We start from the raw sequence: 375 nt of genomic DNA on the forward strand, positions 1-375 counted from the left end.
CGAAACGTAATGATCATATCCTCTACTACGACTGTACGAATTATTACTTTGAAATTGAGCAGGAGGATGGGGATAAGAAATATGGTAAGAGTAAAGAACACCGGCCCAACCCGATTATCCAGATGGGGCTGTTTACAGATGGCGACGGCATCCCTCTGGCCTTCTCCTTATTCCCAGGGAACCAGAACGAACAGACCTCTTTAAAACCACTGGAAAAGAAAGTGATCGAGGACTTTGGCTGTGACCGGTTCATCTTCTGCTCAGACGCCGGTCTTGCTTCAGAGAATAACCGTTTATTCAACCATACAGGAAAAAGAGGGTTCATTGTCACTCAGTCTATAAAAAAACTTGCAGCTGAATACAGAGAGGCAGCGC

Annotated in this window: 1 protein-coding gene; it reads left to right on the forward strand. The window is 45.3% G+C overall.

The window, feature by feature from the left end:
- Positions 1-375, forward strand: a 375-nt coding sequence (locus NE473_RS33315; protein ID WP_502802860.1) for an IS1634 family transposase, incomplete at both ends; no start/stop codon positions are given.

Origin of the sequence: Hungatella sp. SL.1.14, from assembly GCF_024460495.1 — a bacterium.
Classification (GTDB): domain Bacteria; phylum Bacillota; class Clostridia; order Lachnospirales; family Lachnospiraceae; genus Hungatella; species Hungatella hathewayi.